Annotated in this window: 5 protein-coding genes; all 5 read left to right on the top strand. The window is 70.0% G+C overall.

All coding sequences use genetic code 11. The features are described 5' to 3' along the window. The coding region (gene infB / locus AB0K09_RS30610) for a translation initiation factor IF-2 (RefSeq protein ID WP_366068663.1) at positions 1-1,783 on the top strand (1,783 nt) is incomplete at its 5' end. A gap of 132 nt (positions 1,784-1,915) precedes the next feature. Next, positions 1,916-2,212: a DUF503 domain-containing protein gene (locus tag AB0K09_RS30605; protein ID WP_366068661.1), complete on the top strand. Its 297-nt coding sequence runs from the start codon at positions 1,916-1,918 to the stop codon at positions 2,210-2,212. Positions 2,213-2,263: 51 nt separating this feature from the next. Then, the gene (gene rbfA / locus AB0K09_RS30600; protein ID WP_366068660.1) at positions 2,264-2,722 is read left to right on the top strand and encodes a 30S ribosome-binding factor RbfA; all 459 of its coding nucleotides are present in this window, start codon (positions 2,264-2,266) and stop codon (positions 2,720-2,722) included. Beyond that, positions 2,719-3,621 carry a tRNA pseudouridine(55) synthase TruB gene (truB, locus tag AB0K09_RS30595; RefSeq protein ID WP_366068659.1) on the top strand — a complete coding sequence of 301 codons (903 nt, stop codon included), beginning with the start codon at positions 2,719-2,721 and terminating at the stop codon, positions 3,619-3,621. Before rbfA ends, truB begins: the two co-directional genes overlap by 4 nt. A gap of 274 nt (positions 3,622-3,895) precedes the next feature. Then, a partial coding sequence (locus tag AB0K09_RS30590) for a hypothetical protein (protein ID WP_366068657.1) occupies positions 3,896-4,118 on the top strand: 223 nt, incomplete at its 3' end.

Below are 4,118 nucleotides of genomic sequence, written 5' to 3'. Positions count from 1 at the left end.
TCTCTCCCGCGGCGCCTCCCTCACCGACTTCGCGGAGAAGATCGGCGCCAACCCGGCGTCGCTCGTCGCCGTGATGATGAACCTCGGCGAGATGGTCACGGCCACGCAGTCCGTCTCCGACGAGACGCTGCAGCTCCTCGGCGACGAGATGAACTACACCGTTCAGATCGTCAGCCCCGAGGAGGAGGACCGCGAGCTGCTCGAGTCGTTCGACATCGAGTTCGGTGAGAACGAGGGCGGCGAGGAGATGCTCGTCGCGCGTCCGCCGGTCGTGACCGTCATGGGTCACGTCGACCACGGTAAGACGCGACTCCTCGACGCGATCCGCAAGACCAACGTGGTCGCGGGCGAGGCCGGTGGCATCACCCAGCACATCGGTGCCTACCAGGTCGCGACCGAGGTCAACGACGAAGAGCGCAAGATCACCTTCATCGACACCCCGGGTCACGAGGCGTTCACCGCCATGCGTGCCCGTGGTGCGAAGTCGACCGACATCGCGATCCTCGTGGTGGCGGCCAACGACGGTGTCATGCCGCAGACGATCGAGGCCCTGAACCACGCCAAGGCGGCCGACGTGCCGATCGTGGTCGCGGTCAACAAGATCGACGTCGAGGGCGCGGACCCGACCAAGGTGCGCGGTCAGCTGACCGAGTTCGGCCTGGTGGCCGAGGAGTACGGCGGCGACACCATGTTCGTCGACATCTCCGCCAAGCAGGGTCTGAACATCGACAAGCTGCTGGAGGCCGTCGTCCTGACCGCCGACGCCGCGCTCGACCTGCGCGCCAACGCGGAGCAGGACGCGCAGGGCATCGCGATCGAGGCCCACCTCGACCGCGGTCGCGGCGCCGTGGCCACCGTCCTCGTCCAGCGCGGTACCCTCCGCGTCGGCGACACGATGGTCGCCGGTGACGCGTACGGCCGTGTCCGCGCGATGCTCGACGACAAGGGCCAGAACGTGGAGGAGGCGGGTCCGTCGACCCCGGTCCTCGTCCTCGGTCTGACCAACGTCCCGGGCGCCGGCGACAACTTCCTCGTCGTCGACGAGGACCGCACGGCCCGCCAGATCGCCGAGAAGCGTGCGGCGCGCGAGCGCAACGCGGCCTTCGCCAAGCGCACCCGCCGGGTGTCCCTCGAGGACCTGGACAAGGTGCTCAAGGCCGGCGAGATCCAGCAGCTCAACCTCATCATCAAGGGCGACGCGTCCGGTTCGGTCGAGGCTCTCGAGTCCTCGCTGCTCCAGCTCGATGTGGGCGAGGAGGTCGACATCCGCGTGCTGCACCGCGGCGTGGGTGCGGTCACCGAGTCCGACATCAACCTGGCGTCCGGCTCCGACGCGATCGTCATCGGCTTCAACGTCCGCGCCGAGGGCCGTGCCACCCAGATGGCCGAGCGCGAGGGCGTCGACGTCCGGTACTACTCGGTCATCTACCAGGCGATCGAGGAGATCGAGGCGGCCCTGAAGGGCATGCTGAAGCCGGAGTACGAAGAGGTCGAGCTCGGTACGGCGGAGATCCGCGAGATCTTCCGCTCGTCCAAGCTGGGCAACATCGCGGGTGTCCTCATCCGCTCCGGCGAGGTCAAGCGCAACACCAAGGCGCGCCTCATCCGCGACGGCAAGGTCGTGGCGGAGAACCTCAACATCGAGGGCCTGCGTCGCTTCAAGGACGACGTCACCGAGATCCGCGAGGGTTACGAGGGCGGTATCAACCTCGGCAACTTCAACGACATCAAGGTCGACGACGTCATCGCGACGTACGAGATGCGCGAGAAGCCGCGCGGCTGAACCGCGTAGCGCTCAACCGGGGCCGGTCGGCGGACGTAATATCCGTCGATCGGCCCCGGCCGTTGCGTGTACGGTGCGAGGAGTTCGCAGGTACACCACACAGGCCTCACGGGTGGGCTTCACCCGCACCGCATGTATGTAGGGACGCTGTCCTTCGACCTGCTCCTCGGCGATGTCCGGTCGCTGAAGGAGAAGCGCTCCGTCGTCCGCCCGATCGTCGCCGAGCTGCACCGCAAGTACGCGGTGAGCGTGGCGGAGGTCGGGGACCAGGACCTCTACCGCAGGGCCGTGATCGGCGTGGCGGCGGTCTCCGGGGACGCGGGGCACCTCACGGACATATTGGACCGCTGCGAGCGCCTCGTCGCCGGGCGGCCCGAAGTGGAGCTGCTGTCGGTCAGGCGGCGGTTCCACGGCGACCATGACGACTGAGCGCGTCAGGGCCGCCGGAAGCACAATGGACAAGAAGAAGGAGACGGACCAGTGGCCGACAATGCGCGCGCAAAGAGGCTGGCGGACCTCATCCGGGAGGTGGTCGCCCAGAAGCTGCAGCGCGGCATCAAGGACCCGCGGCTCGGCTCGCACGTGACCATCACGGACACCCGGGTGACCGGCGACCTGCGGGAGGCGACGGTCTTCTACACGGTCTACGGCGACGACGAGGACCGGGCCAGCGCCGCCGCGGGCCTGGAGAGCGCCAAGGGCATGCTGCGCTCGGCGGTGGGCGCCGCCGCCGGCACCAAGTTCACCCCGACCCTGACGTTCGTCGCGGACGCGCTGCCCGAGAACGCCCGCACGATCGAGGACCTCCTCGACCGGGCGCGCGCCTCGGACGCGAAGGTCCGCGAGGCGTCGTCGGGCGCCCGGTACGCCGGCGAGGCCGACCCGTACCGCAAGCCCGGCGAGGACGACGCCGACGGAACGGACGCGACCGCCGAATGAACCGCAAGCCCACCGTGCCGGACGGCTTGATCGTCGTCGACAAGCCGGCCGGCTTCACCTCGCACGACGTCGTCGCGAAGATGCGCGGCATAGCCCGTACGCGGCGGGTCGGGCACGCGGGGACGCTCGACCCGATGGCGACCGGCGTGCTCGTCCTCGGCGTCGAGCGGGCCACCAAGCTTCTCGGTCACCTCGCGCTGACCGAGAAGGAGTATGTGGCGACGATCCGGCTCGGCCAGTACACCGTGACGGACGACGCCGAGGGCGAGGTCACCTCCTCGCAGGACGCCTCCGGGGTGACCCGGGAGGCGATCGACGCGGGCGTGGCCAAGCTGACCGGGGACATCATGCAGGTGCCCTCCAAGGTCAGCGCCATCAAGATCGACGGCAAGCGCTCCTACAAGCGGGCGCGGGAGGGCGAGGACTTCGAGATCCCCGCCCGCCCGGTGACGGTCTCCTCGTTCGCCGTGCACGCCGTGCACCCCGCCGAGGCGGCGGACGGCACCCCGGTGCAGGACCTGCTGGTCTCCGTCGTCTGCTCGTCCGGCACCTATGTGCGGGCCCTGGCCCGCGACCTGGGCGCGGACACCGGCGTCGGCGGCCACCTCACGGCGCTGCGGCGCACCCGCGTCGGCCCGTACGGGCTGGGCGAGGCGCGCACGCTGGACCAGCTCCAGGAGGAGCTGACGGTCATGCCGGTGGCCGAGGCGGCGGCCGCCGCCTTCCGGCGCTGGGACGTCACCGAGGAGCAGGCCCGGCTGCTGGGCAACGGCGTGCGCGTGCGGATGCCGCTGCTCGACGGGGAGGGCCCCGTCGCGGTCTTCGGGCCGGACGGCCGCTTCCTGGTCCTGGTGGAGGACCAGGGCGGGCGGGCCAAGAGCCTCGCCGTCTTCGCCTAGACCCGTCTTCGCCCGGATCCGTCTTCGCCGAGATCCGTCTGGGCCGGGTCCGTTCCCACCGTGGGACGGGGAGCGCCACCGTACGCGCTCCCCGCCCCACGATCCCCCTCCCACAACTCTCTATCCATCCCCCGCCCTTGATTCACCCAACGGGCAGGCGCTCGGAGTGAAAGAGGGGGGTGCAAGGGGGCGCGTTCGGGGTGGGACCTGGTTTCGCCGATCATCCGCTGCCTACCGTCGTCCGTACGAGGACGGCTCGGGAGGTTTCGGACGGATGAACGGTCGGCGGGCCGATGCGGAAGAGGCGCTGGTACGCATCCGCGACCTCGCCGGACGGGCGAGGGGCACGGGTTTCCTGGCCGACGACCGCGGCACCCTGGTCACCAGCCATGAGGCGGTGGACGGCCTGGCCCGGCTGGTTCTGTACGGGCCGGGGGACCTGACCGACATGCACGAGGGTCTCGCCGACAACCCGGTCGTCTGGCAGCTGCAGAGCC

The organism is Streptomyces sp. NPDC049577, from assembly GCF_040675635.1.
Taxonomy (GTDB): Bacteria; Actinomycetota; Actinomycetes; order Streptomycetales; family Streptomycetaceae; genus Streptomyces.
This window is presented reverse-complemented; position numbering and strand designations above follow the sequence as displayed.

Excerpts from the sequence above, each read along its gene's own strand:
- AB0K09_RS30605 (WP_366068661.1), top strand. The coding sequence starts at position 1,916 with ATGTATGTAGGGACGCTGTCCTTCGACCTGCTCCTCGGCGATGTCCGG.
- truB (WP_366068659.1), top strand. The coding sequence starts at position 2,719 with ATGAACCGCAAGCCCACCGTGCCGGACGGCTTGATCGTCGTCGACAAG.